Source organism: Streptomyces sp. B3I8 (genome assembly GCF_030816915.1).
GTDB lineage: Bacteria > Actinomycetota > Actinomycetes > Streptomycetales > Streptomycetaceae > Streptomyces.
In genome coordinates, this window is sequence record NZ_JAUSYN010000002.1 from 6397748 (window position 1) to 6419165 (window position 21418).

General features: G+C 72.3%; 20 protein-coding genes and 1 pseudogene. 19 read left to right on the forward strand and 2 right to left on the reverse strand.

Features of this window, described 5'->3' with window-relative positions; translation table 11 throughout:
* Nucleotides 1–495: 495 nt before the first annotated feature.
* Entirely contained in the window at nt 496–1605 is a 1110-nt protein-coding gene (locus tag QFZ64_RS30550; RefSeq protein ID WP_307070697.1) for a mechanosensitive ion channel family protein, read from the forward strand.
* 54 nt (nt 1606–1659) lie between these two features.
* Here the strand turns inward: QFZ64_RS30550 and QFZ64_RS30555 are convergent, their stop codons facing one another.
* Nucleotides 1660–2529, reverse strand: coding sequence for a helix-turn-helix transcriptional regulator (locus QFZ64_RS30555; protein ID WP_373430688.1), 870 nt, complete (start codon nt 2527–2529; stop codon nt 1660–1662).
* A gap of 86 nt (nt 2530–2615) precedes the next feature.
* Here QFZ64_RS30555 and QFZ64_RS30560 point away from each other — a divergent pair, with 86 nt between their 5' ends.
* The 3 genes from QFZ64_RS30560 to QFZ64_RS30570 all read left to right on the forward strand — a co-directional run bounded on the left by QFZ64_RS30560 (nt 2616) and on the right by QFZ64_RS30570 (nt 4583).
* The gene (locus tag QFZ64_RS30560) at nt 2616–3377 is read left to right on the forward strand and encodes an SDR family oxidoreductase (protein WP_307070699.1); all 762 of its coding nucleotides are present in this window, start codon (nt 2616–2618) and stop codon (nt 3375–3377) included.
* Between the two features lie 65 nt (nt 3378–3442).
* Nucleotides 3443–4327, forward strand: coding sequence for an SDR family NAD(P)-dependent oxidoreductase (locus tag QFZ64_RS30565; protein WP_307070700.1), 885 nt, complete (start codon nt 3443–3445; stop codon nt 4325–4327).
* Nucleotides 4328–4373: 46 nt separating this feature from the next.
* A complete protein-coding gene (locus QFZ64_RS30570) occupies nt 4374–4583 on the forward strand; it encodes a 4-oxalocrotonate tautomerase family protein (protein WP_307070701.1) in 210 nt (69 codons plus the stop codon).
* Between the two features lie 4 nt (nt 4584–4587).
* Here the strand turns inward: QFZ64_RS30570 and QFZ64_RS30575 are convergent, their stop codons facing one another.
* Nucleotides 4588–5601 (reverse strand): amino acid ABC transporter permease, encoded by a 1014-nt coding sequence (locus tag QFZ64_RS30575; RefSeq protein WP_307070702.1) that lies wholly within the window; start codon nt 5599–5601, stop codon nt 4588–4590.
* 677 nt (nt 5602–6278) lie between these two features.
* Here QFZ64_RS30575 and QFZ64_RS30580 point away from each other — a divergent pair.
* The 15 genes and pseudogenes from QFZ64_RS30580 to QFZ64_RS30650 all read left to right on the forward strand — a co-directional run bounded on the left by QFZ64_RS30580 (nt 6279) and on the right by QFZ64_RS30650 (nt 21255).
* A complete protein-coding gene (locus tag QFZ64_RS30580; RefSeq protein ID WP_307070703.1) occupies nt 6279–7415 on the forward strand; it encodes an LLM class flavin-dependent oxidoreductase in 1137 nt (378 codons plus the stop codon).
* Nucleotides 7412–8377: an ABC transporter substrate-binding protein gene (locus QFZ64_RS30585; RefSeq protein WP_307070704.1), complete on the forward strand. Its 966-nt coding sequence runs from the start codon at nt 7412–7414 to the stop codon at nt 8375–8377. The genes QFZ64_RS30580 and QFZ64_RS30585 overlap by 4 nt, the downstream gene beginning before the upstream one ends.
* Nucleotides 8378–8398: 21 nt before the next feature.
* Nucleotides 8399–9457 (forward strand): amino acid ABC transporter permease, encoded by a 1059-nt coding sequence (locus tag QFZ64_RS30590; protein WP_307070705.1) that lies wholly within the window; start codon nt 8399–8401, stop codon nt 9455–9457.
* Entirely contained in the window at nt 9454–10218 is a 765-nt protein-coding gene (locus tag QFZ64_RS30595) for an amino acid ABC transporter ATP-binding protein (RefSeq protein WP_307070706.1), read from the forward strand. Before QFZ64_RS30590 ends, QFZ64_RS30595 begins: the two co-directional genes overlap by 4 nt.
* Nucleotides 10219–10323: 105 nt before the next feature.
* Nucleotides 10324–11313, forward strand: coding sequence for an ABC transporter substrate-binding protein (locus tag QFZ64_RS30600; RefSeq protein ID WP_307070707.1), 990 nt, complete (start codon nt 10324–10326; stop codon nt 11311–11313).
* A gap of 69 nt (nt 11314–11382) precedes the next feature.
* On the forward strand, nt 11383–12147 hold the full coding sequence (locus QFZ64_RS30605) for a GNAT family N-acetyltransferase (RefSeq protein WP_307070708.1): 765 nt from the start codon (nt 11383–11385) through the stop codon (nt 12145–12147).
* Between the two features lie 185 nt (nt 12148–12332).
* A pseudogene (locus QFZ64_RS30610) lies at nt 12333–13494 on the forward strand (LLM class flavin-dependent oxidoreductase).
* A gap of 20 nt (nt 13495–13514) precedes the next feature.
* Nucleotides 13515–14954: an NtaA/DmoA family FMN-dependent monooxygenase gene (locus tag QFZ64_RS30615; protein WP_307071923.1), complete on the forward strand. Its 1440-nt coding sequence runs from the start codon at nt 13515–13517 to the stop codon at nt 14952–14954.
* Nucleotides 14951–16048 (forward strand): LLM class flavin-dependent oxidoreductase, encoded by a 1098-nt coding sequence (locus QFZ64_RS30620; protein ID WP_307070709.1) that lies wholly within the window; start codon nt 14951–14953, stop codon nt 16046–16048. The genes QFZ64_RS30615 and QFZ64_RS30620 overlap by 4 nt, the downstream gene beginning before the upstream one ends.
* Complete coding sequence (locus tag QFZ64_RS30625) at nt 16041–17183, forward strand: LLM class flavin-dependent oxidoreductase (protein WP_307070710.1); 1143 nt, start codon at nt 16041–16043, stop codon at nt 17181–17183. The genes QFZ64_RS30620 and QFZ64_RS30625 overlap by 8 nt, the downstream gene beginning before the upstream one ends.
* Before the next feature lie 127 nt (nt 17184–17310).
* Nucleotides 17311–17868, forward strand: coding sequence for an NADPH-dependent FMN reductase (gene ssuE, locus QFZ64_RS30630; protein ID WP_307070711.1), 558 nt, complete (start codon nt 17311–17313; stop codon nt 17866–17868).
* A gap of 166 nt (nt 17869–18034) precedes the next feature.
* Nucleotides 18035–19132 (forward strand): LLM class flavin-dependent oxidoreductase, encoded by a 1098-nt coding sequence (locus tag QFZ64_RS30635; protein ID WP_307070712.1) that lies wholly within the window; start codon nt 18035–18037, stop codon nt 19130–19132.
* A 268-nt stretch (nt 19133–19400) separates the two neighbouring features.
* A complete protein-coding gene (locus QFZ64_RS30640) occupies nt 19401–20249 on the forward strand; it encodes a glutathione S-transferase C-terminal domain-containing protein (protein ID WP_307070713.1) in 849 nt (282 codons plus the stop codon).
* A 56-nt stretch (nt 20250–20305) separates the two neighbouring features.
* Complete coding sequence (locus tag QFZ64_RS30645) at nt 20306–20884, forward strand: NADPH-dependent FMN reductase (protein ID WP_307070714.1); 579 nt, start codon at nt 20306–20308, stop codon at nt 20882–20884.
* Nucleotides 20881–21255, forward strand: a complete 375-nt coding sequence (locus QFZ64_RS30650; RefSeq protein WP_307070715.1) for a helix-turn-helix domain-containing protein — start codon at nt 20881–20883, stop codon at nt 21253–21255. The genes QFZ64_RS30645 and QFZ64_RS30650 overlap by 4 nt, the downstream gene beginning before the upstream one ends.
* Nucleotides 21256–21418 lie beyond the last annotated feature (163 nt).

Sequence of the window (21418 nt, forward strand, 5' to 3'; positions counted from 1 at the left end):
GGCTTCGGGGCGCAGCCCCTCAGCCCTGCGGCGCGTGAGGGAGTGGGGGGCTCGGTTCGGCGGCGGGCGCGGGTGGGGGGGTGTTCGCGCAGTTCCTTGCGCCCCTGCAAGTCGGGGGCGCCCCGACACCCCAGGGCGCGGGAACTGCGCGACCAGCCCGTGTCGACCTGCGGATGACGACGCACCGGAACCGCCCCGGGGAGACGGGGAGACGGGGAGACGGGGGAGCCCACCTCCGGGGGAGACGGGGGAGCCCGCCCCGGGGGAGACGGGGACGCCTCATTCGGCTCTGTGGGTGGGCAACGCCCCCCTCGTCCCGGTCGGCTGACGGACCGGCAGCCGGATGCGGCAGGATGAGCGGTCGCGCCCGGCGTGCCTCCCGCTCGCCGACGGCGTATCGCGCATCCGAGATCCGAGCAGGTGGCACGTGACACAACTCCTCATCCGGCCGTCGGCGGAACCCGCCGCCGCACCCTTCGCCCCCGGAGGCGAGCGGTGAACCGGGCGCTCACTCTGGACGATCTTGTCGTGGCCGGGATCGCCCTGGTCACGGGGTTGCTCGCCGGGTTTCTGCTACGGCTGCTGCTGCGCTGGCTCGGCAAGCACGCCGGACGGACCCGCTGGCGCGGCGACGACGTGGTCGTCGACGCCCTGCGCACCATCGTGCCGTGGACCGCGGTCGTCGGCGGCGCGGCGGTCGCCGCCGCGGCGCTGCCGCTCACCGGTGGCGTGAGCCACCATGTCGACCAGGCGCTGACCGTGCTGCTCATCGCCGTCGCCACGGCGACGGCGGCGCGCGTGATCAGCGGTCTGGTACAGGCGGTCACGCAATCCCGGTCCGGGGTCGCGGGTTCGGCCACGATCTTCGTCAACATCACCCGGGTGGTGGTGCTGGCGATCGGCTTCCTGGTGATGCTGCAGACGCTGGGCGTCTCGATAGCGCCGATGCTGACCGCGCTGGGCGTCGGCGGTCTGGCCGTCGCGCTCGCCCTCCAGGACACCCTCGCCAACCTCTTCGCGGGCGTCCACATCCTCGCCTCCAAGACCGTCCAGCCCGGTGACTACATCCGGCTCAGCAGCGGCGAGGAGGGGTATGTCGTCGACATCAACTGGCGGCAGACGACCGTCCGCCAGCTCTCCAACAACCTCGTCGTGATACCCAACGGGCAGCTCGCCAAGGCGAACATGACCAACTTCACCAAGCCCGAGCAGGACCTGACGGTCCTGGTGCAGGTCGGGGTCGGGTACGAGAGCGACCTGGAGCACGTGGAGCGGGTCACCCTCGAGGTGGTCGCGGAGGTGATGACCGGCATCGCGGGGGCGCTGCCGGAACACGAGCCCGCGGTGCGGTTCCACACCTTCGGGGACTCGCGGATCGGGTTCACGGTGATCCTCGGGGTCGCGGAGTTCAGCGACCAGTACCGGATCAAGCACGAGTTCATCAAGCGGCTGCACGCGCGCTACCAGCTCGAAGGCATCAGGATCCCGGCGCCGACGCGGACGGTGGCGCTGCAGGGACAGGCACCGCAGCCGGGTCTGGTCGGGCTCCCGCAGCAGTGGGCGGGACGGCCGGCGGCGGAGGAGCCGACGGGCCGGGGGCACTGACCGGGAGGCCGGTGGACCCCACGGAGTCCGCCGGCCCTGCCACCCGGCCGCGGGTCATCCGGTTCCGCCCCCTCGCCCCGCCAGCTCCTGTGTCCCCACCACCTCCAGCAGGTCCAGCAGGTCCGCGCTGTCCGTGCCGACCGCCGGGGTGAACCACAGCAGCCGCTGCCGACCGTCCTCGCTGAACAGATTGAGGCAGTTGACCTCCAGCAGGCCGAGTACCGGATGGTTCAGCCGCTTGCGGTCCTTGCGCCGGAACGCCACGTCGTGCTCGTCCCACAGCCGGGCGAACTCGGGGGAGAGGCCGAGCAGCGTACGGATCAGTTCCCGGGCCTCGCCGTCCCTCGCGTCCCGCCGGGCGGCGGCCGCGCGCAGGTCGGCGACGAAGGACCGGGACTGTGCCGCGTGATCCTCCTCGGGATACATCGCCCGGGCCTCCGGCTCGGTGAACCACCGGTGCACGAAGCTGGCCCGGGCGCCCCGCAACCCGCTCTGGTCCCCGAGCAGGGCCACCGCGAGCGGGTTCTGGACGAGGGTGACGTGCAGGTCGGTGATGACCTGCGCCGGCGTCGACGGCATCCGCTGGATCAGGTCCAGCATGCCGGGGTGCACATGCGACACGGGACCCGAGTTCGGCGGCACCGGCCGGTCGGCCAGGTGATACAGGTGGTCGCGCTCGTCGGCGGTCAGGCGCAGCGCCCTGGCCAGGGCCGCGATCATCTGCGCGGACGGCTGCGACCCGGCCCCCCGTTCGAGCTCGTTGTAGTAGTCCACGGACGCCCCGGCGAGCTGGGCGACCTCGTCGCGCCGCAGTCCCGGCACCCGGCGCCGGGGCCCCGTCGGGAGCCCCACGTCGCCGGGTTTGATCCGCGCCCGCCGGGACCGCAGGAACACTCCCAGCTCGGTGTACTTCGCAGAACCCATGAGGTCCATTGTGTGCGCGGACGGGACCGGGACACAGGGGACGGCGTCCCCTGGCTCCGCCGGCCGGGGGCGCGCACGCTGGAGACATGAACACGAGCACCTCACCTCAGCAGGGGAACACCACCCGGGTCGCCGTCGTCACCGGCGGCTCCCGCGGCATCGGCCGCGCCGTCGCCCGGGAACTCGCCGGGGACGGGTTGGCCGTGGTGGTGAACTACGCCAGTGACGAGGGCGCCGCCAAGGAGGTGGTGGCCGAGATCACCGCCGACGGCGGGCGGGCGATCGCCGTACGGGCCGACGTGGCGGACGAGCAGGAGGTCGCCGCGCTCTTCGACCGGGCGGAGCGGGAGTACGGCGGGGTCGACGTCGTCGTCAACTGCGCCGGCCGGATGGCCCTGGCCCCCGTCGCCGAACTCGACCTGGCCGTCCTGGACGCCCTGCACCGCACCAACATCCGCGGCACCTTCGTCGTCGCCCAGCAGGCCGCGCGCCGGCTGCGGGCGGGCGGCGCGTTCGTCGGCTTCTCCACCTCCGTGGTGGGCACGCAGTTCCCCTCCTACGGCGCGTACGCGGCGAGCAAGGGGGCCGTCGAGGCGCTGACCCTGATCCTCGCCCGCGAACTGCGCGGCCGGGACATCACCGTGAACACGGTCGCCCCGGGCCCCACGGCCACGGACCTCTTCCTGGACGGCAAGACGGAGGAGGAGGTCGAGCGGCTCGCCAAGGTCCCGCCGCTGGAGCGGCTGGGCACTCCTCAGGACATCGCCCGCGTGGTCGCCTTCCTGGCCGGCCCCCAGGGCCGCTGGGTGAACGGCCAGATCCTGCGCGCCAACGGGGGCATGGTGTGAGCGGCCCTCCGAGCAGTACTCCGAGCGACTCTCCGAGCGGTTCTCCAGGCAGCCCTCCCCAGGTCGTGGTCGTCACCGGCGCGTCCAGCGGGTTCGGCAACCTCACCGCCCGGGCCCTGGCCGAGGCCGGGCACGTGGTCCACGCGGGCATGCGCGCCACCACCGGCCGCAACGCCCCCGCCGCGGCCGCCCTCGACGCGTTCGGCAGGGAGCGCGGGCTGCGCGTCTCGGCGATCGAGATGGACGTCCAGGACCAGGCGTCCGTCGACGCCGCAGTGGCACGGATCGAGGCCGAGCGGGGACGCCTCGACGTCGTGGTGCACAACGCCGGCCACATGGTCCTCGGGCCGACCGAGGCGTTCACCCCCGAGCAACTCGCCGACGTCTACGACATCAACGTCCTCTCCACTCAGCGGGTCAACCGCACGGTGCTCCCGCTCATGCGCCGCCAGGGCCGCGGGCTGCTGCTGTGGGTGGGCTCCTCCTCCACCCGCGGCGGTCATCCGCCCTTCCTCGGGCCCTACTTCGCCGCCAAGGCCGCGATGGACGCGCTCGCCGAGAGCTACGCCGCCGAGGTGGTCAAGTACGGCATCGAGACCACCCTCGTCGTCCCCGGGGCCTACCCGAGCGGCACCAACCACTTCGCGCACGCCGGCAGCCCCGCGGACACGGCACGGGCGGCCGAGTACGACGAGGCCTACGGCACGCTCCGGGACGCCATGACCGACGCGCTCGCCGGCATCTTCCCGCCGGGACGCGCGGCGGACGAGGTGGCCGACGAGATCGTCCGCGTCGTCGGCCTGCCCCACGGCAGCCGGCCGCTGCGCACGCACGTCGACCCCAGCCGGGACGGCAGCGAGGTGGTCTCCGCCGTCTACGATCGCGTTCGCGCGGAGTTCTTCCACCGCATCGGCATCGACGAACTGCTCACGCCCGGCGCGAGCCTCTGACCAGCACACCCACCCTCTAGTACACCTTCACTCAGGAGCCACAGCCATGCCTTTCGCCAACTTCAAGGTCCCCGCCGGCACCCTCAGCGACGAGGACAAGAAGAAGATCGTCGAGCGCACCACCGACCTCTACGCCGAGGTCTACGGAGAGCGCGCCCGCGCCAACACCCTGGTCGTCGTGGAGGAGGTCACCGACGGCGGCTGGGGGATCGGCGGCAACATCCTGACCGCCGCGATGCTCAACGGCGGATCCTGACACATCACTTGAGGCCCGGCACCACGGTGCCGGGCCTCCGGCGCGCCCACAGCCGGCCCAGCGGGGTCGGCGGCAGCGCGCGGGCGTTGCCGCGCGCGTAGTACCGCTCGATGTAGAACTGCCCGGTGCTGAGTACCGTGGTGACCGCGATGTACCAGAGGGTGGCGACCATCAGCAGCGGGATGACCTGGTAGGTCTGGTTGTAGACGAGCTGCACCGAGTACAGCAGGTCGTGCACGGCCAGCACGCTGACGATGCTCGTGCCCTTGAGTGTCCCGATCAGCATGTTCCCGGCGGTCGGCACGATGGAGCGCATGGCCTGCGGAACGATGATCCGGCGCAGCGTGCGGCGTCGGCTCAGCCCGAGCGCCTGAGCGGCCTCGGTCTGCCCGGAGTCGACGGAGAGGATGCCGCCGCGCACCACCTCGGCGGCGTAGGCGGTCTCGTGCAGGGTCAGGCCGATCACGGCGGTGAGGGTGGGGCCGAGCAGGTTCACCGTCCTGACGGTCACGAACTGCGGGCCGAACGGCACGCCCAGGCCGAGCGTCGGATACAGCGCGCCGATGTTGAACCAGAACAGCAACTGCACCAGCAGCGGCGTGGACCGGAAGATCCACACGTAACCCCAGCTCAGCGTGCGCAGCACCGGGTTGGCGGACAGCCGCATCACCGCGAGAACGGTGCCGAGCAGGAAGCCGAGCACCATCACCGCGCCCGTCAGCCACAGCGTCAGCAGCAGCCCGTCGAGCACGGCGGTGGTGGTGAAGCAGCGCCCCACCACGTCCCACTGGAACGCCTTGTTGCGGACGACGGAGTTCACCAGCATCGCGCACAGGAGCAGCGCGACGGCGGCGGACAGCAGACGTCCGGGGTGTCGGCGAGGCACGATCCGCGGCCGGTCGGAGCCGGAAGCACCGGGCGCGGGCGAGTTGTTTCCGGTGGTCGTGGGCGGCCGTTTCGCGGTGTTGGTGCCGGGGGAGTCGGCGTCGGGCGCGGTGACGTCGGAAGACGTGGGCATCGGAAGGCCTCTCCGGGAGGGATGGCTGGCGTGGACGACCGTCCGGGGCACTCGCGGAAGAGCGCGGCGAGCGCCGCGCGGTCCGGTGCGTCCGGGTCCGACGTCGTCACAGTCGCCGCGTCCCTCAACGCGGCCGGAGAGGCTGCCGCGCACGGCGGAGCCCACCCGCCATCGATCGTATGTGCCCATGGCACGGATGTGTCAACAGGGCGTGTGGGGCGGTCCGATGAGCGGAGCGATGACTGGACCGACAACCGGTCCGCCATCCGAACGCCGCTTGACGAACGGCGAAACGCACTGCTCAATTAATCGCATGGATGCCCAGCAGCGTTTGGTCTCGCGCGACCACATCGACTTCGGTCGAGTGTGGTCGGCCGCGTGTTGCGCCTGACTCGGCAGCGGGCCCTCTGACCGGCCCTTCCCTCCCTCGGTGAGTCCCGGAATTCCTCCGTCGACCCCCGACGCGGGCCGTTCCCCTCCCTTTCGCGCGCTGCCTCCGCGCCCTCGTCACCCCGACGCCCGTCGTCGTCACACCCGCACCGAACCGCCCGCGCCCCCGCGTCGGCGGTGAACGGCTCGCACCCTCCCGCCCGACATTTCCGACGCCTCGTCATACAACGCGCGAGTGTCGTCACTTCACCGTGCCCGCACGCGGTCACCCGTGAAAGGCCACCGTCATGCCCGTGCAGTTCCTCGGTATCGCCGCCACCCACGACGGCTCCGAAACCACCCCGCGCTCCGGCCCCGCCTTCGACAAGGAGTACACGCTCCGCCTCGCCGCCGCCCACGAGGAGCACGACTGGGACCGGGTGCTGTTCGCCTACGGTTCCGGCTCCCCGGACCCCGCGCCCGCAGCCGCGTACGTCGCGAGCAAACTGGACCGTCTGCACCTCTTGCTCGCCCACCGGCCGAACGTGTCCTACCCCACCTTCGCCGCCAGGACGTTCGCCACCCTCGACCAGATCAGCGAGGGCCGGCTGACCGTGCACTTCATCACCGGCGGCAACGACCACGAGCAGCGCCGCGAGGGCGACACCCTCACCAAGGACGAGCGCTACGCCCGCACCCGCGAGTACATCGAGATCGTCAAGAAGATCTGGACCACCCGCGAACCCTTCGACCACGAGGGCGAGTACTACCGATTCCACGACTTCGTCAGTGACGTCTTCCCCGTCCGACAGCCCCGCCCCGACGTGTCGTTCGGCGGTTCCTCGCCCGCCGCGTACGCCGCCGGCGGCGCCGAGGCCGACATCTACTGCCTGTGGGGGGAGCCGCTCGCCAGGACCGCCCAGCAGATCGACGCGGTGAAGGCCGCCGCCAAGGTCGCGGGACGCGTCGAAGGCCCGCGCTTCCAGGTGGCGTTCCGCCCGATCATCGCCCCCACGGAGCAGGCGGCCTGGGAGAAGGCCCACCGCGTGGTCGGCGCGATCAAGGAACGCAGGGCCAAGGGCGAGCCGGCCGGTCGACGCCGTCACGGGAGCGCCGAGCCGGAGAACGCCGGCTCGCAGCGGCTGCTCGCCATCGCCGAGGCGGGCGAGCGCTACGACCGCGCCCTGTGGACCCCGACCGCCGCCGCCACCGGCGGCGCGGGCAACTCCAACGCCCTGGTCGGCACCCCCGAGACGGTGGCCCAGGCCCTCCTCGACTACTACGACCTCGGCGTCGACATCCTCTCCGCACGCGGCTACGACCTGCTCCAGGACGCCGTCGACTTCGGCCGGTACGTGATCCCGCTCGTCCGCGAGGAGGTCGCCAAGCGCGACGTCGCGCGCACCCCCCGGGGCACCCACAACCTCGCGGTGGTGGGCGGATGAACGCGCCGCGCACCCGGCCGCGCACCCGCCGGCCGCGCGCCCTCGCCGCGCTGATCGCGCTGCCGTTCCTGGTGCTGACCGCCTGCGGCTCCGGGGACACCGGCGACACGGCGGCGGCAGGCGCGAACGCGTCCCCCGCCCCGACCGACGACCCGGTCGCCGCCGTGCACAGGGTGGACTCCGTCGCCGCCCTGCTCCCCGCCGCCGTACGCGAGTCGGGCACGCTCAAGGTCGGCAGTGCCATCGGGGCCCCGCCCGGCGCGTACTACCCCAACGGCCCGGACAAGGCGCCCGCCGGCCAGGACATCGACCTCGCCGACGCCGTCGCCAAGGTGCTCGGGGTGGAACTCCGGCGCCAGGACGCCTCGTTCGAGACGATCCTGCCCGCCCTCGGCAGCGGCAAGTATGACTTCGGCACCGGCAACTTCGGCGTCACCACCACCCGTCTGAAGACCATCGACTTCGTCACGTACATCGACGACGGCCAGGGCTTCGCGGTGAAGAAGGGCAGCACCACGCTCAAGAAGAGGATCACCGACCTCACCCAGCTCTGCGGCCTGACCATCGGCACCGGCGCCGGCACCACCTTCGAGACCACCCTGGCCGCGCGGAAGGACGTGTGCGCGAAGGCGGGCAAGAAGCCGTACGACGTGAAGGTGTTCTCCGAGAACGCCGCCACGCTCACCGCGCTCCAGCAGGGACGCGTCGACGTGATCATGTCGACCACCAACGGCCTCCGGTACCAGGCCGCCCAGCCCGCGTCCGGCACCACCTTCCTCGGTGAGTACCACCGGCTCGACGTCGGCTTCACCTTCAAGAAGGGCTCCCCGCTCACCGAGGCCTTCCGGGCCGCCGTCGACGAACTCATCAAGGACGGCGCCTACGCCCGGATCCTCGACAAATGGGGCACCACCGGCTCCGCGATCGATGGCTCCCGGATCAACCCGCCCGAGCACGAGTGACCAGTGAGTGAGAACGCCACCATGAGGCCCACCACCGACTCCACCGCCGCGCCACCGGTCACACCGGGTGCGCAGGTCACGCCGGACCCACCGGATGTGCGGCACACACCGGTCGCGGCCGGCACCGACCCGGCCGCCCTCACCGTCGTACCCGCCCGGCACTACGCCCGATGGACGGCGGCCGTCGCCGTTCTCGTCCTGGTCGCCCAGTTCGCGCACGGACTGGCCACCAACCCGGTATGGGAATGGCGGGTGTTCGGCGCCTACGTCCTGTCCGAGACGATCGTCCAGGCCGTCTGGGTGACCCTCCAGCTCACCGCCTACGCCACCGTGCTGGGCTTCACCCTCGGCACCGTGCTCGCCTTCATGCGGCTCTCGCGCAGCCCGGTGCTGCGGACGGTCGCCTGGACCTACATCTGGATCTTCCGGTCGATCCCGATGATCGTCCAGCTCGTGTTCTGGTTCAACCTCAGCGCGCTCTACGACCGGCTGGGCCTGGGCATCCCCTTCGGCCCGGTGTTCTGGTCCGTCGACAGCAACGCCGTCATCGGCACCATGGGCGCCGCCGTCATCGGACTGACGCTGCACCAGGCCGCCTACTGCGCGGAGATCGTCCGCGGCGGCGTCCTCGCCGTCGACCACGGGCAGCTCCAGGCCGCCGCCGCGCTCGGCATCCCGCGACTGCGCCAGATCCGCCGGATCGTGCTGCCGCAGGCGATGCGAGCCATCCTGCCCACCGCGGGCAACGAGATCATCGGCCTGCTCAAGGGCACCTCGGTGGTCTACGTCATGTCGATCGGCGAGCTGTTCTACCAGGTGCAGGTCGTCTACGGCCGCAACGGCCGGGTGATCCCGCTGCTGCTGGTCGCCACCGCCTGGTACGTGCTGCTCACCTCCCTGCTGTCCCTCGCGCAGTACCACGTCGAGCGCCGCTACGCCCGCGGCGCCGACCGCACCCCACCGCCCACCCCCCTCCGGCGCCTCCGGCGCTCGCTGCGCGCCCTGCGCGCGGCGGCCGACCACCCCGACCGCCCCGTCATACCGCCGAGGGCACCCGAGCTCCTGGGAGAGAGCCGATGAGCGAGGTGATGGTGGACGTCCACGGCGTCCACAAGAGTTTCGGCCCGCTGGAGGTCCTGCGCGGCGTCGACCTGGCCGTCCGCGCCGGCGAGGTCACCGTGATCCTCGGCCCGTCCGGGTCGGGCAAGTCCACGCTGCTGCGCACGATCAACCACCTGGAGAAGGTCGACAGCGGCTGGATCAGCATCGACGGTGAGCTCATCGGCTACCGCCGTTCCGGGGACAAGCTGCACGAACTCAAGGAGAAGGACGTCCTGCGGCAGCGCACGCACATCGGCTTCGTCTTCCAGGACTTCAACCTCTTCCCGCACCTGACCGTGCTGGAGAACCTGATCGAGGCCCCCGTCTCCGCGCTGCGCCGTCCCCGCAAGGAGGCGCGGGAGACCGCCCGCCGACTGCTCGACCGGGTCGGGCTCGCCGACAAGGCGGACGCCTATCCGCGCCAGTTGTCCGGCGGCCAGCAGCAGCGCGTCGCCATCGCCCGGGCACTCGCCCTCGCACCCAAGGTGCTGCTCTTCGACGAGCCCACCTCCGCGCTCGACCCGGAACTGGTCGGCGAGGTTCTCGACGTCATCAAGGACCTGGCCAGGACCGGCACCACGATGATCGTCGTCACCCACGAGATCGGCTTCGCCCGCGAGGTCGCCGACACCGTGGTGTTCATGGACGGCGGGGTCGTGGTGGAACAGGGGCCGCCCGCGGCCGTCCTGGACGAGCCGCGCCACGAGCGCACCCGGGCCTTCCTCTCCAAGGTTCTCTGATTTGCCCCGGAACCCTCTGCCGGCTTCGAGGCCCCCCGGCCCGCCGCCGTCCATCCCGCCGCCTTCGCTTCCCGCCGTCCTCGCTCACCGACCAGGAGCACTGTCATGCCCCTCTCGCCCACCCGCCGTACCGCCGCGACCGCGCTCGGACTCGCCGCCGCGCTCGCCCTCACCGCCTGCGGCAACCCCGACGACGGCGGCACGGCCGAGACCGCGGCCCTCCCGGGTGCCACCGCGAAGACGAAGATCGACACCAGCTCCGACCGGGCCCGCATCACCACGGGCAAGGTCGGCTCCCTGGCCGCCGAGGTCCCGGCGCGCATCCGGGAGAGAGGCACCCTGGAGATCGCCGACTCCGCCACCTCCTCCGCACCGCTCACCTTCTACGCCACCGACAACAAGACCGTCATCGGCGTCGAACCCGACCTCGCGCACCTGGTCGCCGACGTGCTCGGCCTGAAGGCGCACCTCAACCCGGTCTCCTGGGAGAACGTCTTCGTCGGCCTCGACAGCGCCAAGTACGACGTCGGCTTCAGCAACATCACCGTCACCGAGGAGCGCAAGGAGAAGTACGACTTCGCCTCCTACCGAGAGGACAACCTCGCCTTCGAGGCCAAGAAGGGCAGCGGCCTGAAGGTCACCGGACCGAAGGACGTGGCGGGCCGGACGGTCGCCGTGAGCAGCGGCACCAACCAGGAGAAACTGCTCGTCGGGTGGAGCAGGGCGGACGAGAAGGCGGGCCGCGAGCCGGTCCGCATCAAGTACTACCAGAACCCCAGCGACACCTACCTCGCCCTGCGCTCCGGCCGCATCGATCTCGCCCTCGGCCCCAGCCCCACCGCCGCCTACCACGCCGCCACGGCCGGCGAGTCGGAGATCGCCGGCACGTACTCCGGTGCCGGTGCCACCCTGCAGGGCCTCATCGCGGCCACCACCAAGAAGGACAGCGGGCTGGTGAAACCGCTCGCCGACGCGCTCAACCATGTGATCGAGAACGGCACGTACGCCAGGGTGCTGCGCCGCTGGGGGCTGTCCGACGAGGCGGTGACCAAGTCCGAGATCAACCCGCCCGGCCTGCCCAGGACAAACAAGTAGCTTCCGCGATCCGGTCCGGTACGGCCCGGCCTCTCACCGACCTCTGAGACCTGTGAGGACCCCACACTCATGGCGCACACGACCGACCTCCCCGCGGACGAGGCCCCCGCCGTCCCGGCCTCGCCGCACGTCCTGGACAACCCTGTCTGGGCCGCGCTGACCGGGCCGCACGCCGCCCGCTTCGCCGAACGCGTCGGCCGGGCCGCCCGCTATCCGGCCGACGTCTACGCGTTCGCCGCCGTCGCCGAACCCGTGGACCCGGCCGCCTGGGCCGACCTGCACACCCTCGCCGGGCCGTCGAAGCTCCTGCACATCAAGGGAGTGGACACCGTCCCTGCCGGGTGGGAGACCGTCGGCGCAGGAGAGGGCGTCCAACTCGTCGGCACCTCCCTGCGCGCCGAGCCGGACCCGGAGACCGTACGGCTCGGGCCGGACGACGTCCCCGAGATCCTGCATCTGATCGGCCGCACCGCACCGGGACCGTTCCTCACCCGCACCGTCGAACTCGGCACCTACCTCGGCATCCGGCACCGGGGGCGGCTGATCGCCATGGCGGGGGAGCGGCTGCGGGTGCCCGGCTGGACGGAGATCAGCGCGGTCTGCACCGACCCCGCCCACCGCGGCCGGGGCCTGGCCACCCGGCTGGTGCGCGCGGTCGCGGCGGGCATCCGCGACCGCGGGGAGACCCCGTTCCTGCACGCCGCGGCGGGCAACACGAGGGCGATCGAGCTGTACGAGTCGCTCGGGTTCACCCTGCGCCGCCGCACCACGATCCTCCGGGTGCGCACGCCGGCGGCGGTGCCCGGGCCCTCTCGCGCGGGTGCGCACCCCTGATCCGTCCGGCCCGCCGCCCCTCCCCGCCGCCGTACCCGTCACAGACCCTCAGGAAGGCGCCCCCCGTGTCCACAACCCCTCCATCCGACTCCTCCGCCTCACCCGCCTCCTCCGCCTCCTCCGCCTCCTCCGCCTCCTCCGCCTCCTCCGCCTCCTCCGCCTCCCCCCTTCACCTCGCCGTCGCCCTGGACGGCACCGGCTGGCATCCCGCCTCCTGGCGCGAACGGGTCGCCCGCCCCCGGGAGTTGTTCACCGCCGGGTACTGGGCCGACCTGGTCGCCGAGGCCGAGCGCGGGCTGCTCGACTTCGTCACGATCGAGGACGGCCTCGGCCTCCAGTCCTCCCACCTCCTCGACCCCGACGAACGCACCGACCAGGTGCGCGGCCGTCTCGACGCCGTGCTGATCGCCTCCCGGGTCGCCCCGCTGACCAGACACATCGGCCTGGTCCCGACCGTGGTGGCCACGCACACCGAGCCGTTCCACATCTCCAAGGCGATCGCCACCCTGGACCACGTCAGCGGCGGCCGGGCCGGACTCAGGGTGCGGATCAGTGTCCGTCCGGACGAGGCGGACCACTTCGGCCGCCGCCACGTCCCGCGCCCCGACCTCACCGCGGACCTGTCCGCCCAGCCCCTCGTGACCGACCTGTTCGACGAGGCCGCCGACCACGTCGAGGTGGTGCGGCGGCTGTGGGACAGCTGGGAGGACGACGCCGAGATCCGGGACGTGGCCACCGGCCGCTTCGTCGACCGGGACAAGCTGCACCACATCGACTTCGAGGGCCGCTTCTTCAGCGTCAAGGGCCCCTCCATCACCCCGCGCCCGCCCCAGGGCCAGCCACTCGTCACCGCCCTCGCCCACCGGACCGTCCCGTACCGGCTGGTGGCCCGCCAGGCCGACGTCGGCCACGTCACCCCGCACGACACCGGCCAGGCGCGCGCGATCGTCGCCGAGATCCGCGCCGAACAGCGGGCAGCCGGGCGCGCGGACGAGTCTCTGCACATCTTCGGCGACCTGGTGGTCCTCCTGGACGAGACCCGGGCGGCCGCGGAGGACCGGCTCGCCCGCCTGGACGACCTCGCCGGCACCCCGTACACCTCCGACGCCCGCGTCTTCGCCGGGGACACCCGCCCAACTGGCGGACCTCGTGCAGGACTTGCAGTCGGCAGGGCTGACCGGCTTCCGGCTGCGGCCCGCCGTCACCGGGCACGACCTCCCGGCCGTCAGCAGGCTCCTGGTGCCCGAGCTCCAGCGCCGCGGCGCCTTCCGCCACGCCTACGAGGCCGACACCCTGCGCGGCCTTCTCGGTCTCGCCCGCCCCGCCAACCGCTACGCGGCCGCCTGAACCGGAGGGACGCACCCACCATGACCGAGCAACCGACCACCACCGAGCACTCGGCCACCACCGAGCCACTCAAGCAGGTCCATCTCGCCGCCCACTTCCCCGGCGTCAACAACACCACCGTGTGGAGCGACCCGGAGGCCGGCAGCCACATCGAGTTCGCCTCCTTCGCGCACTTCGCGCGCACCGCCGAACGCGCCAAGTTCGACTTCCTCTTCCTCGCGGAGGGACTCAGGCTGCGCGAACACAACGGCAGGATCTACGACTTGGACGTGGTGGGCCGCCCGGACACCTTCACCGTCCTCGCCGCGCTCGCCGCCGTCACCGACCGGCTGGGGCTGACCGGCACCATCAACTCCACCTTCAACGAGCCCTATGAGGTGGCCCGCCAGTTCGCCAGCCTCGACCACCTCTCGGGCGGCCGCGCCGCCTGGAACGTCGTCACCTCCTGGGACGCCTTCACCGGCGAGAACTTCCGGCGCGGCGGCTTCCTGCCGCAGGAGGAGCGGTACTCCCGCGCCAAGGAGTTCCTCGCCACCGCGCACGAACTCTTCGACTCCTGGCACGGCGACGAGATCGTCGCGGACCCGGCCACCGGCGCGTTCCTGCGGGACGCGAAGGCCGGTTCCTTCGTGCACACCGGCCGGCACTTCGACATCCACGGCCGGTTCGACGTGCCGCGCTCCCCACAGGGCCGGCCGGTGATCTTCCAGGCCGGCGACTCCGAGGATGGCCGCGAGTTCGCCGCGTCGAGCGCCGACGCGATCTTCAGCCGGCACTCCCGACTGGACGCCGGGCGGGCCTTCTACGCCGACGTGAAGTCCCGCCTCGCCAAGTACGGCCGCCGGCACGACCAGTTGCTCATCCTGCCCGCCGCCACCTTCGTGCTCGCCGACACCGACGCCGAGGCGGAGGAACGGGCCCACGAGGTGCGCCGCCTCCAGGTCAGCGGGGCCACCGCCCTGCGGCACCTGGAGTTCGTCTGGAACCGCGACCTGTCGTCGTACGATCCGGACGGGCCGCTGCCCGACATCGATCCGGACACCGGCGACGAGCACCTCGCCCGGGGCCGCGCCCAGACCCGCGAGTACCGTGACCGTCTGGCCACCGCCCGCGAGTGGCGTGAACTCGCCGCCGCGCACGGCTGGTCCATCCGTGACCTGGTCATCCACACCGGCAACCGGCAGAGCTTCGTGGGTTCGCCCGCCACCGTCGCGCGGACCATCGACGAGTTCGTGCAGGCCGACGCGAGCGACGGGTTCATCCTCGTCCCGCACCTCACCCCCGGCGGCCTCGACGAGTTCGCCGACAAGGTCGTCCCCCTGCTCCAGGAACGGGGCGTGTTCCGCACCGAGTACGAGGGCACCACCCTGCGCGACCACCTCGGCCTCGACCATCCGGACCGGGAGCGCGACGAGTCGCGGGCGTACCCGGAGCGCGACGCCCGGCGGGTGGCGTCGTGAAGTTCCTCGCCCTCACCCTCATCGTGCACCGCCCGGACCCGCTGACCGGTGTCCTCGTCCCCACCCACGACCGTTTCCGTGAGGTGCTCGACAGCGCGCTGCTCGCCGAGGAACTCGGCTTCGACGGCTTCGGCGTGGGGGAGCGGCACGAGCGGCCCTTCCTCTCCTCCTCGCCGACCGTCGTCCTCAGCCACATCGCCGCGCTGACCGGGCGCATCCGGCTCTTCACCGCCGTCACCACCCTCAGTCTCCTCGACCCCGTCCGCGCCTACGAGGACTACGCCACCCTCGACCACCTCTCCGAGGGCCGCCTCGACCTGATCATCGGCAAGGGCAACGGCGCCGCCCAGCGCGAGCTGTTCGACGTCACGCCCGAGGACCAGTGGGAGCGCAACGCCGAGAGCTACGAGGTGTTCCGGCGGATCTGGCGCCAGGACAAGGTCACCGCCGCGACCCGTTTCCGCCCGCCGCTCACCGACGCCGAGGTGTGGCCGCGCCCGTACCAGCGGCCGGTCCGGATCTGGCACGGCAGTGCCACCAGCAGGGAGTCGGTCGACCTGGCCGCCCGACACGGTGAGCCGCTGTTCTCGGCCAACGTCACCCATCCGATAGAGCCCTACGCCGAACTGGTCCGCCACTACCGGGAGCGCTGGGAGCACCACGGCCACGACCCGGCCCGGATCACGGTCGGCGCCGGCACGGCCGGCATCCTCGTGGCCCCGACCTCGCAGGCGGCCGTCGCCGCCTACCGGCCGGTGTTCGAGGCCAACCTGGCCCACGCCCGGCAGTCCGGCCTCCCCGTGGTCTTCGAGACCCTGGAGGACCATGTCGCCCGCAGCTCGGCCCTGATCGGCAGCCCGCAGCAGGTCGTCGAGAAGGTGCACCGGTACCACGAACAGCTCGGGCACACCGTCCTCCATGTGCACGCCGACGCCGGCGGGCTGCCGCCCGCCCGACACCGCGCCTCCCTCGAACTGTTCCAGTCCGCCGTCGCCCCCGTGCTGCGCCGGGAGATCCCCGACCCGCCGTTCACCTGGGGCCCGGTCCTCCCTGCCACTGCCGCACCCGTCACAGAGGAGTCCACCCATGTCTGACCTCACGCTGGGCGTCCTCGACCTGGTCCCGATCCCGTCGGGCTCGACGGCCGCCGACGCGCTGCGCAACTCCGTCGACCTCGCACAGCAGGCCGAACGCCTCGGCTACGGCCGCTACTGGTTCGCCGAGCACCACCTCAACCCCGGCGTCGCCGGCACCTCGCCCGCCGTCGTCCTCGCGCTGACCGCCGCCGCCACCTCCACCATCCGGCTCGGCTCGGGGGCCGTACAGCTCGGCCACCGTACGGCGCTGTCCACCGTGGAGGAGTTCGGCCTGCTCGACGCGGTGCACCCGGGCCGTTTCGACCTGGGCCTGGGCCGCTCGGGCGGGCGCCCGCCGGGGGAGCCGGCCGCATCGCTGCCCGCGGCGACCCCGGTCGTCGACGGCCGCGCACCCAACGGGCTGCTGATCCCGCCCCGGTTCTCCTTCGCGCACCTGCTCGGCTCGCCCCGCATCGCCCTGCAGCGCGAGCTGCTCCTGCTGCCGGGCGCCGAACCGCAGGACTACGCCGAGCAGATCGACGACCTCCTCGCCCTGCTGGCCGGCACCTACCGCTCCCCGGAGGGCGTCGAGGCCCACGTCGTACCGGGCGAGGGCGCCGACGTGGCGGTCTGGATCCTGGGCAGCAGCGGCGGCCAGAGCGCGGCGGTCGCCGGCCGCCGGGGGCTGCGGTTCGCGGCCAACTACCACGTCAGCCCGGCCACCGTCCTGGAGGCGGTGGAGGGTTACCGCTCGTTCTTCCAGCCGTCCGAGTTCCTGGACAAGCCGTACGTCAGCGTCTCGGCGGACGTCGTCGTCGCCGAGGACGACGCCACCGCACGCGAACTCGCCACCGGGCACGGCCTGTGGGTGCGCAGCATCCGCACCGCCGAGGGCGCCATCGCGTTCCCGACACCCGAGGAGGCCCGCGCCCACCCGTGGTCCGACGCGGACCGGGCCCTCGTCCAGGACCGCCTCGACACCCAGTTCGTCGGCTCGCCCGGCCGGGTCGCCGACGAACTGGAGCGGCTGCGGGAGGCCACGGACGCGGACGAACTGCTCATCACGACGATCACCCACGACCACGCCGACCGGGTGCGCTCGTACGCGCTCCTCGCCGAGGAATGGCGCCGACGGGGCCACACCACCCGCTGACCGCGCTGACCCGTTGACCGACCCGCCCCGTTGACCGACCCGCCCCGACCCGACCCGTTGACCGACCCGACCCGCAGACATCCGCGTGGCCCCGTACCCCGAGAACGACGAACCGAGAGGTCCCCGCATGGCCATCGTCCTGTCCGTCTCCGGAAGCCCCTCCGCCACCTCACGCACCGCCCGGCTGCTGCGCCACCTGGACCGGCGACTCGTCGCCCAGGGACACCGGGTGACCCCGCTGGACGTTCGCACCCTCCCCGCCGAGGCACTGCTCCTGGCCGACTTCGCGCACCCGGCGATCGTCCGGGCCACCGCCCTGTTCGAGCAGGCGGACGGAGTGGTGATCGGCACGCCCGTCTACAAGGCCGCCTACTCAGGGCTGCTGAAGTCACTGCTCGACCTGCTCCCGCAGTACGCCCTGGCGGGCAAGACCGTCCTCCCGCTGGCCACCGGGGGCACCACCGCCCATGTCCTGGCCATCGACTACGCCCTGCGCCCGGTCCTCGCGTCCATGGGCCCCGCCCACATCACGCCCGGCTGGTTCACGCTCGACAAGGACATAGCCGTCGCCGAGGACGGCACCGCGATGCTCGCGCCGGGCCCGGCCGAGGGGCTGGCCCGGGTCACGGACCAGTTCTCGGCGGCGCTCGGCGGCCGTACGACGGCACTGGCGGCGACGGGCTGAGGTTCGGCCGGTCCCGTGTGAGTCCGTGTGGTCCGTCCGGGCCACCGTCCTCCCGTCCGGACCGTCGTCGTTTCCACGCGGGCCGCCGCCGTCGTCGTCATCGTCGTTCCCGCGCGGGCCGCCGCCGGTCGTCGGCGCCCCACCCACCCCCCGATCGGAGCCCCGCGTGTCCCTCGTCTTCCACTGGTTCCTGCCGACCAACGGTGACAGCCGGCATGTCGTCGGCGGCAGCCACGGCACCCCCGTCACACGCTCCGCGGGCGACCGGCCGCCGACCGTCGCCTACCTCAGCCAGATCGCCCGCGCCGCCGAGGACCTGGGCTTCGCCGGTGCGCTCACCCCGACGGGGGCCTGGTGCGAGGACGCGTGGCTGACCACCGCGATGCTCAGCCAACACACCGAGCGGCTGAAGTTCCTCGTCGCCTTCCGCCCCGGCTTCGTCTCCCCGACACTCGCCGCGCAGATGGCGTCGACCTTCCAACGGCACTCCGGCGGACGGCTGCTGCTCAACGTCGTCACCGGCGGCGAGAGTCACGAGCAGCGCGCGTACGGCGACTTCCTCGACAAGGACGCCCGCTATCACCGTACCGGCGAATTCCTCGGCATCGTGAGGGAGTTGTGGGAGGGCCGGACGGTGACCGCGCGCGGCCGGCACCTCCATGTGGAGGACGCGCGGCTGACCCGGGTGCCCGACCCGCTCCCCGAGGTGTACTTCGGCGGGTCCTCGCCGGTCGCGGGGGAGGTCGCCGCCCGGCACGCCGACGTGTACCTCACCTGGGGCGAGCCGCCCGCCGCCGTGGCGGAGAAGATCGCCTGGGTGCGGTCACAGGCCGAGCGGGAGGGCCGGCGGGTCCGCTTCGGGATCCGGCTGCACGTCATCACGCGCGACACCGCCGAGCAGGCCTGGGCCGAGGCGGAGCGGCTCCTGGCCGGCTTCGACGCGGCGACGGTCGAGGCGGTGCAGGCCGGGCTCGCCCGCAGCGAGTCGGAGGGGCAGCGGAGGATGCGCGCACTGCACGGCGGCAGCCGCGACCGGCTGGAGATCCACCCCAACCTCTGGGCGGGCATCGGCCTGGTGCGCGGCGGAGCGGGCACGGCGCTGGTCGGCAGTCACACCGAGGTGGCCGCGCGCATCGAGGAGTACGCGGCCCTGGGCATCGAGGAGTTCGTGCTCTCCGGCTACCCGCACCTGGAGGAGGCCTACTGGTTCGGCGAGGGCGTCCTGCCGAGGCTCGAGGCGCGGGGGATGTGGCGGCGACCGTGACGCCGGTCATGACGTCGACACGGGCCGCGACCCTTCTCACCTGGTGAGACGTTCGGGCGTGGGTGGCGTGTGCGCACTTGACGGGGCCGGGCCGGGGGCAGAAACTCCAGTACGGTAACCCTATCGATTCAGTAGGGAAGCAACCCGCGCCACCGTCCTCACCGTCCCCGCCTCCGCCTTCCCCACCGCCCTCGCACGTTCTCCATGCCCGATGTCCCGGACGTCCCGCACGCCCGTACCTCCTGTGACCGAGCCCCCAGGGAGACGTATGTCCGCCATATCCCCGACAGTCGTGCCGTCCCTCCGCGGCAGGATCGGCCGTGACGCGCGCAGCGGCTACTACGCCGCGCCCCGGCGCTACCGCCTCCACCTGTCACCGTCCTGTCCGCACTGTCTGCGGATAGCCGTCACGCACAGCCTGCTCGGCCTCGACGACGTCCTCCCGGTGACGCTGCTGCCCGCCCTGCCCGACGCGCCGGACGGCGGTCACCGGGCGCTCCGCCCGCTGTACGAGGCCAGTTCGCACCAGCATCCCGGTCCGGCTGCGGCGCCGGTGCTCAGCGACGACTGGACCGGAACCATCGTCAGCACCCACGCCCCCGGCATACTCCGTGACCTGGTCCGGAGCTTCGGTGGACACGGCCCCGACCTGCGTCCCGAGGGCTTCGAGGAGGCCGTGGAAGCCGTGGAGCGGCTCTGCGAGCAGGGCGTCAACGAGGCCGCCCAGGGTGCCGGACGCTCCGACGGCGACCCGGCGGCGCGCGAGGCCGCTCTCGCCCTCCTGCTGCGCACCCTGGACTCCCTGGACGCCCGGCTCGCCTCCCACGAGTACGCGGTCGGTGACCAACTGACCCTCGCAGACGTCGAGTTGTGGGCGTCGCTCGTCCAACTGGACGCCGTGCACCGCCATCACCTGGACGCCGCCGCCGTTCACCGCGTCACCGAGCACCCCCACGTCTGGGCCTATGCCCGGCGACTGACGACCCTCCCGGCCTTCGGCCGCTCTCTCGACCTCGACGCCCTCACCCAAAGGCATCACGCGCGCTGCCAGGGCGCGGAGGCCGCCGGTGCGGCCGTCCCGATCGTGGACTGGCAGGCGCTGCTACGGTTTCCTTAGTCACTCGATAATGAGTAGCATCAGGCGTTCCTCACATACGGAAGGCGGACGTCTGCATGAGCAAGCTGGAGATCATCGTGGCGAGCACGCGCCCCGGGCGCGTCGGCCCGAGTGTCGCCCACTGGATCGAGTCGGAGGCCACGAGGCACGGCGGCTTCGACGCGATAGAGGTGGTGGACCTCGCAGAGGTGAACCTCCCCTTCATGAACGAACCGCACCACCCGCGGCTCGGCCGCTACACCCACCAGCACACCCGGGACTGGAGCGCCAAGGTCGCCGAGGCCGACGCCTTCGTGTTCGTCATGCCGGAGTACAACTACGGCTACAACGCCGAACTGAAGAACGCGCTCGACTACCTCCACGGCGAGTGGCAGTACAAGCCGGTGGGCCTGGTCAGCTACGGCGGCGTGTCGGGAGGAACGCGCGCGGTGCAGATGATCAAGCAGGTGGTGACCACCCTGAAGATGACACCCGTGGTGGAGGCCGTCTCCATCCCCTTCGTGCACCAACTGCTCGACGAGGACCGGCGGCTGCTGCCGAACGACGTCATGACCGGCTCCGCGAAGGCGATGCTCGACGAACTGGTGCGCTTCGCCGAGGCCCTGCGCCCGCTCCGGGCCCCCGCCGCGCCATGACCGACGGCCCGGCGCTCGACGACGTGGACGTCCACCCGGTCTGCGTGCGCTTCCACACGGCGATCGAGCTGATCGGCGCGCGCTGGACCGGCGCGATCCTGCGGGCGCTGTTCACCGGTCAGTGCCGGTACGCGCAGATCAGGGCGGCCATTCCGGGGCTCAGCGACACCATGCTGGCGCAGCGCCTCCGCGAGCTGCGGCGTGAGGGCCTGATCGAACGTCACGTCGTGCCCGAGACGCCGGTGCAGGTGCGGTACCGCCTCACCGCCAAGGGGCAGGATCTGGAACCGGTCATCGCGGCGATCATCGCGTGGTCGCACACCTGGGTCCCGCTGCCGCCCGGACCGACCGGGACGCCGGGAGACGAGTAGGCGAGTGAGGGGGGCGGGGCCGGCCCGCCGCGCCGCGCTGTGACGGGGCCGGCGCGGGCCGGCCCCGTCCTTTCTCCGGGTGCCCGCGAATACCGGGCCCCGGTACCTCGGCGGACGATCCGTCCCGGGCCGCGGAGACGCTGTTCGCATTGCCGGGTATTCG

Coding starts and splice junctions, on each gene's coding strand:
- QFZ64_RS30555 (WP_373430688.1), bottom strand. CDS start 2,529: ATGGGTTCTGCGAAGTACACCGAGCTGGGAGTGTTCCTGCGGTCCCGG.
- QFZ64_RS30560 (WP_307070699.1), top strand. CDS start 2,616: ATGAACACGAGCACCTCACCTCAGCAGGGGAACACCACCCGGGTCGCC.
- QFZ64_RS30570 (WP_307070701.1), top strand. CDS start 4,374: ATGCCTTTCGCCAACTTCAAGGTCCCCGCCGGCACCCTCAGCGACGAG.
- QFZ64_RS30575 (WP_307070702.1), bottom strand. CDS start 5,601: ATGCCCACGTCTTCCGACGTCACCGCGCCCGACGCCGACTCCCCCGGC.
- QFZ64_RS30580 (WP_307070703.1), top strand. CDS start 6,279: ATGCCCGTGCAGTTCCTCGGTATCGCCGCCACCCACGACGGCTCCGAA.
- QFZ64_RS30585 (WP_307070704.1), top strand. CDS start 7,412: ATGAACGCGCCGCGCACCCGGCCGCGCACCCGCCGGCCGCGCGCCCTC.
- QFZ64_RS30590 (WP_307070705.1), top strand. CDS start 8,399: ATGAGGCCCACCACCGACTCCACCGCCGCGCCACCGGTCACACCGGGT.
- QFZ64_RS30595 (WP_307070706.1), top strand. CDS start 9,454: ATGAGCGAGGTGATGGTGGACGTCCACGGCGTCCACAAGAGTTTCGGC.
- QFZ64_RS30600 (WP_307070707.1), top strand. CDS start 10,324: ATGCCCCTCTCGCCCACCCGCCGTACCGCCGCGACCGCGCTCGGACTC.
- QFZ64_RS30605 (WP_307070708.1), top strand. CDS start 11,383: ATGGCGCACACGACCGACCTCCCCGCGGACGAGGCCCCCGCCGTCCCG.
- QFZ64_RS30615 (WP_307071923.1), top strand. CDS start 13,515: ATGACCGAGCAACCGACCACCACCGAGCACTCGGCCACCACCGAGCCA.
- QFZ64_RS30625 (WP_307070710.1), top strand. CDS start 16,041: ATGTCTGACCTCACGCTGGGCGTCCTCGACCTGGTCCCGATCCCGTCG.
- ssuE (WP_307070711.1), top strand. CDS start 17,311: ATGGCCATCGTCCTGTCCGTCTCCGGAAGCCCCTCCGCCACCTCACGC.
- QFZ64_RS30640 (WP_307070713.1), top strand. CDS start 19,401: ATGTCCGCCATATCCCCGACAGTCGTGCCGTCCCTCCGCGGCAGGATC.
- QFZ64_RS30645 (WP_307070714.1), top strand. CDS start 20,306: ATGAGCAAGCTGGAGATCATCGTGGCGAGCACGCGCCCCGGGCGCGTC.
- QFZ64_RS30650 (WP_307070715.1), top strand. CDS start 20,881: ATGACCGACGGCCCGGCGCTCGACGACGTGGACGTCCACCCGGTCTGC.